Here is a 6085-nt window from a genome sequence, read left to right as displayed (position 1 = left end):
CGAACGCCTTGATCAAGCCGTCCCAGTACGCCTTGTTCTTGGCCTCGTCAAAGATGACCGGATAGGTCCACATGGTGACGGTGTTGTCGTCACCGGATCCGCAGCCGGCCAGGACGGTGGTGGCGAGGGCGGCTGAGAGCAGCGGCACGGTGACGGCACGGGGTCTCGGCCGGCGACGGGCGATACGGAACATGAGCGGAAACCTCCTGGGGATGAGCGGGGAACGGCGTTGTTCGGGGACGTGGATCAGCGCACCGGCACGCTCTGCACGGAGCCGGTGAGGCGGGCGCGTTCGGCGGCGAAGGCCGCCAGATGGCTGCCGAGCGTGGCCTTGGTGCCGGAGCGGACCGCGGCCGGGTCCCCGGTGGCGACGGCGTGGACGAAGGCATCGACCAATGCCGTGTCTCCGCCGCCGTGTCCCTCGGCGGCGTTGGAACCGCTCGCGTCGACCTCGTGGACGGTGACCTCGTCGGTGCGGAAGTCGTGGACGGTGACGCGCTTGCCGTCGCCGCGCAGCCAGCCGTGCGAGCCGAAGATCCGGGTCTGGCGGTCGGTCTGTTCGGTGAAGGCGACCATGGTGAACGTCGCGGTCATGCCGCCGGACAGCTGCATGGCGAGGACCTGGTGGTCGACCACGTCGTTGTCGCCGCGGTAGGCGCACAGGCCGTACGGGCCTTCGCGCAGCGCGGTCAGCAGCTCGGTCTCGTCCGTGGAGTCCGTGACGTGGGTGACCGGCCAGACGGAGCCCTGCTCGCGCAGCGTCGGCACGTACAGCTTGAGTGCGGAGTAGGGGCAGCCGTCCTCGACGACGCAGTCCAGGCAGCGCTCCGCGGCACCGGCCGGGGCGTTCTCGGGCCGGAAGTGCTTGAGCCCACCGAAGCTGGCGACCTGCTCGATGCGCTCCCCGGTGACGTAGGAGATCCAGTCCAGGTCGTGGCAGGACTTGGCGAGCAGCATCGGCGAGGACGCCCGCTCACTGCGCCAGGGCCCGCGGACGTAGGAGTGCGCGTAGTGCCACCAGCCGACGGGCTCCAGGTGCTCGACGCTGACGAGTTCGCCCAGCACGCCCGAGCCGACGACCTCCTTCACCAGGTCGGTGTAGGGGGTGTAGCGCAGGACGTGGCAGACGGCGAAGAGTACGCCCGTCTTCTCCACGCCCTCGATGAGGGTGCGGGTCTCGGCCTCGCTGGGCGCCAGTGGCTTCTCGGCGAGGATCGCGTACCCGGCCCGCGCCAGCGCCAGGACGGGCTCGACGTGATTGCGGTCCTGGGTGGCGACGATGACGGCGTCGGCGATGGCGTCTCCCTCGACGAGCGGCCGCCAGTCGTCGAACTCGAGCTCCGCCCCGGCCGCGGCGCGGGCCGCCGGCCGGGGATCGGCCACGGCCACGAGGCGGGCGCGTTCGGGGTGGGCTTTGATCCACGCGGCATAGGTGAGGCCGCGGTTACCGGCGCCGACGAGAGCCACGCGGACGGGCCGATCGGATATCGGAAGGTGCATGGACATTCCCAAGAGCTCCCTGGAGGTGAAGGAGAGGCACGCGACGGACAAGGCGTGCGGTGGGGCCGCGAGGCGTCTCCCGCGGCGATGCCTGGACGCGTAGCCGTCAACGGTTACCGGGTGCGGAGAGCTGACAGGGGCCGGCTGCCGATGCATACGGCGCGTACCGGGGCCGCCTGAAAGCCGGAAGGCGGACCGCGCAGTGGTCTCTGCGATCCGGAACACGGGCTGCCCGGTCGATGACGGGAGGTCCGGGACGGGCGTTCACGGACGCGCTGCCGTGGGCCGCCGGTTGTGCGCGAGATACGTCGTCTCGACGTGCTCGACGGCTCGCCAGATCGCACCGAGCGCGACCCGGTCGTCGCCGAGCGAGGACGGCTGGAGATCGGGGACCCGGATGCACAGCGGCTCCAGACGGTTACGGAGGCGCGGGAGCAGGACGTCGGCGGACTGGGCCAGTCCCCCACCCAGCACGACCCGTTGCGGGTCGACGGTCAGCACCATGGCCGCGAGGCCGAGGGCCACGTCGCTGGCGTAGCGGTCGACGGCGCGCACGGCGACGGTGTCGCCCCGGCGGGCGGCGGCCAGCACATGGGCGGCGGCGTTCCGCGGGGGCACGTCGGACGGGACGGCGGGACAACACGCCAGGCGGGTGGCGGCGGTCGCCCAGGGGGTGACGGGGAAGCTGCCGATCTCGCCCGCCGCGCCGCCGTACCCCCGGTGCACCCGGCCGCCGATGATCAGCGCCGCGCTGAGGCCGAGACCGGCGTGGATGTAGACGGCGTCCTCGATGTCCCGTGCCGCACCGAGGCGTTGCTCGGCGAGTGCGGCCAGCCGGGTGTCGTTGTCCACCAGGACCGCCCCGGCGCAGCGTTCGTCCAGGTGCTCGGCGAGCCGTACACCGGTCCAGTCGGCGGCCGCTCCCGCGAGTACGACGTCTCCCTCCGGGCCGACGACGCCGGTGGTGCCGGCGCTGATCGTCCAGATCCGGTGGGCGTCGATTCCCGCGTCGCCCAGGCACTCGGTCATCACGTCGCCGATGACGGCAAGCCGGTCGGCGCGCCGGATGTCCGGCGGCACCGTTCGGCGGGCCGTGGTGACGACCGTGCCGCAGAGGTCGGCGAGCACGGCGAGGACGCTGTGGGCGCCGATGTCCAGCCCGAAGACATAACCGGACTCGGCCCGGAACCGGTAACGGCGGGCCGGCCGCCCCACCGTGCCGGGCGCGGGCGGGACTTCGGCCGCCCACCCCTGGTCGGTCAGCTCGGTGGCGAGGTCCTCCGCCGAGGCGCGGGAGAGACCGGTGAGCGTGGCCAGCTCGGTCAGCGTCACCGGCGCGCCGGCACTTCTCAGCGCCCGCAGCGCGCCGAACGCGTTGAGCCGACGCAGCTGCGCCAAGTCGCCGCCGGCGGGTCGGGATGCGTCCATGTACTCCTCTTGACGTCGTTTCAGCCGTAGTGATTAATCAGAGAGTCCACGAAAATATTGCGATGGTCAAGCGCCAGATGGGCGCTGAGGCCGCTTAAGTCCGCGAAAAAACGCCCACTTATTGGGAAGACTCTCATAATCTGGAGGGACCACGGTGCCCCGAAAACGCCCTAGACCACTCCTCATCCTGCTGCTCGCCCTGACCGTTCTGGTCGCGGGTCCCGCACCCTTGGCCGCGGCCCGGGGAGGTGGCGGCCCCAGTAGATCGGCACTGGACCGGACGTGGTTCGGCCCCGAGGCCGACCTCGGTGTCCAGCAGGAAACGGTCTCCGTCAACGACGCCGTGGTGGGCACGGAGGAGGGCCGGCCCACGATGTACACGACGGTCTCCGCCGAGAACGCGATCTTCAACGTCATCGACATCCGGGACAACCGGCTGCTGCGCTCGTTCACGCTGTCTGGCGTGCAGCAGTCCTGGCGGCATGCGATCGGCCCCGACGGCACCGTCTACATCGCCGCCATCACCGGCGGCCAGACGGGAGAGCTGTGGAGCTACAGCCCGGCCGACAAGGAAGTGCGCAAGCTCGGCACCGTTCCGGGCGAGAAGTCGCTGTGGTCGATGACCACGGACCCGGAGGGCAACGTCTGGATCGGCACCTTCCCCAACGGCAAGGTGTTCAGATACGACCCGCAGAGCAAGGACTTCCACGACTACGGGCAGCTGGTGCCCGGCCAGCAGTACGTGCGCTCCATCGCCTACCACGACGGATCCGTCTACGCGGGCGTGGGCTCCGTCGGTGACGTCATCCGGCTCGACACCGCCACCGGTACGAAGACGAAGATCTCCGACCAGGTCCCGGCGCTCCTCGGAGTGGAGCCCCAGGAGGTGTCCTTCGCCTACGACATGGCGGTCGTCGACGGCTGGCTGTTCGTCAAGTTCGCCGACCCGCAGATGAAGCTGCTCTTCTACGACCTCGACGCCGGCAAGTGGAGCGACAAGTCCGTCGGCAAGAACACGCCTTCCGACGCGGGGGTCTTCTCCTTCAACCAGCTTCAGTCGCGGGACGGGAAGGTGTACGTCACCAACAACCGCGAGCTGTACGAGATCGACACGGCGACGCTGGAGTCCCGCTCGACCAGAATCGCCTTCGGTACCTCGCTGCGCGGTGCCGCCTGGGTACCGCTCAATGATCCGGAACTCCCCGGGACCTCGCTCGTCACCCTGCAGTCGGGCGGCAGGATCACCGCTTTCGACATCGCGTCAGGGCGGAGCAAGGCGCTGCCCTCGGTGGTGCAGGGCGCGCCGAACCCGCTGCACAACCTGGAGGCGGCGCCGGACGGCACGCTGTTCATGAGCGGCTACCCCGGCGGCACCGGGTCCCGGTTCGACCCGCGCACCGGCCGCACCACCACCTTCCCGATGGGCCAGGCCGAGGGCATGGCGGGCCTGGGCGACACGATGTACCTCGGCATCTACCCCGGAGGCATCATCTCCTCGGCGAAGCTGGACGCGGCGACCCCGGCCGTCTCCGAGCAGTTCCGTCTCGGCTCCGAACAGGACCGGCCGTATGTGATGAAGGCCCACGACGGCAAGCTGCTCATCGGCTCCATCCCCGACTACGGAAAGCTCGGCGGCGCGCTCACCATCTACGACCCCGACGACGGGGAGAAGAAGACCTACGCCGACATCGTCCACAACCAGAGCATCGCCGGGCTCGCCCAGCGCGGCGGCCGGATCTACGGCTCCACCACCGTCCACGGCGGTCTGGGGACCGACGCCACCGAGTCCGAGGCCAAGATGTTCGTCTGGGACGTCGCCGGCGAACGCAAGGTCAAGGAGTTCACTCTCGACCTCCCCGGCCTCGACAGCCCGAAGATGATCAGCGGTCTCGGCTTCGGCCGCGACGGCCTGCTGTGGGGCACGGCCGACGGATTCCTGTTCGCGATGGACCCGGGCACCCTCCAGGTCGTCAAGTACAAGAACGTCTACCCCGAGGTGAAGAACTACGGCATGTGGCGGCCGGTCTACCTCCGCTGGGGCGCCGACGGCCTGCTGTACACCACCCTGGCCGGCAAGCTCACCGTTGTGGACCCCAAGACCATGGACCACGTGACACTCGGCGACTACGACGAGGAGGTCGCCTTCATGACCCTGGCCCGGGACGCCGACGGCCACGAGAACATCTACTTCCTCGGCAAGACGGCGGAGTCCCGGCTGCGGATGATCCCGGTGCGCCGCGGCCTGCCCGGCGCCGTGGCCGTCGGCAACGCCGGCTTCGAGGTGGCGCCGCTGGACGACGGCGCCGTCCCAGGGTGGCAGGGCGGTGGCAGCCTGTTCACCCTCTCCCAGGAGCGGGCGTACACCGGAAGACGCAGCATGAAGATCGTCGATGCGGCCCGCAGCGGCCCCGAGGCGTCGGCGGAGCTGACCAGTGAGCCGGTGCCGGCTGCCGCGGGGGCGTACTACCGGGCCCGTGCCAAGGTATACATCGAGGACGGAAGCACCGACGATTCGGTGCTGCTGCTGAGCTTCCTCGACAGGGCCGGCCGGCCGGTCGGCCGGATGGCGAGCGCACCGCTCCGCAGCGTGGACCAGCGGCGCTGGATCGACGCGCAGGCGAGTGGTACGGCTCCGCCCGGTACGGCGTCGGTCCGCGTCTCGCTGTACTCGTCCGCGTGGAACCTCATGACCGGATACGTCGACGCGGTGAGCCTTCAGCAGACCAGGCGTGGGTGACACCCACGCGCGGACACCGGGCCACGGCGACCGTACGCCGTGGCCCGGTGTCGTCGATACGGCGCTCAGCCCTCGCCGTCGAACTCGCACCGCACGGCATCACCGCCGACGCCCTCGCACTCGGCACGGTCCGGACCCCGATCGACGGCCCGTTCCCCTTCGACCGCGATGCGTTCGAGACGGCCTACCGGGAGCGTGTTCCGCTTGGCCGCTACTCGGTGCCCGACAAGAACGTGGGCGCGCTGCTGCTCGCCTCGGATGCCGGGGCGTACATCAACGGGGTCCGGATCGTCGTGGACGGCGGAGTGCTCGCCGAACAGATGCACCGGATGCGCTTCATCTGCCCCGCCGCGTACGCGGAGTACGACACTCAGCTCCGTCACCCGTTGGTGACCGGGCCGGCACAGAAGGAAACTTGAC

Annotated in this window: 4 protein-coding genes and 1 pseudogene; 2 read left to right on the top strand and 3 right to left on the bottom strand. The window is 70.1% G+C overall.

Annotated features, from left to right (window positions below):
* From ACIHCL_RS35285 to ACIHCL_RS35275, 3 genes and pseudogenes are all read right to left on the bottom strand, one after another.
* A pseudogene (locus ACIHCL_RS35285) lies at positions 1–193 on the bottom strand (sugar ABC transporter substrate-binding protein); the annotation flags it as partial.
* Positions 194–246: 53 nt separating this feature from the next.
* Positions 247–1506 (bottom strand): Gfo/Idh/MocA family protein, encoded by a 1260-nt coding sequence (locus ACIHCL_RS35280; RefSeq protein WP_399868517.1) that lies wholly within the window; start codon positions 1504–1506, stop codon positions 247–249.
* A gap of 258 nt (positions 1507–1764) precedes the next feature.
* Positions 1765–2928, bottom strand: a complete 1164-nt coding sequence (locus ACIHCL_RS35275; RefSeq protein WP_399868515.1) for an ROK family protein — start codon at positions 2926–2928, stop codon at positions 1765–1767.
* A gap of 154 nt (positions 2929–3082) precedes the next feature.
* Between ACIHCL_RS35275 and ACIHCL_RS35270 the strand changes: the two genes are divergently transcribed.
* Together ACIHCL_RS35270 and ACIHCL_RS35265 are read left to right on the top strand one after the other, a co-directional pair.
* Positions 3083–5665, top strand: a complete 2583-nt coding sequence (locus ACIHCL_RS35270) for a hypothetical protein (RefSeq protein WP_399868513.1) — start codon at positions 3083–3085, stop codon at positions 5663–5665.
* Between the two features lie 47 nt (positions 5666–5712).
* A complete protein-coding gene (locus ACIHCL_RS35265; protein WP_399868511.1) occupies positions 5713–6084 on the top strand; it encodes an SDR family oxidoreductase in 372 nt (123 codons plus the stop codon).
* Position 6085: the final 1 nt, after the last annotated feature.

The sequence above is a fragment of the Streptomyces sp. NPDC052042 genome (assembly GCF_044548345.1).
Classification (GTDB): Bacteria; Actinomycetota; Actinomycetes; order Streptomycetales; family Streptomycetaceae; genus Streptomyces.
This window is presented reverse-complemented; position numbering and strand designations above follow the sequence as displayed.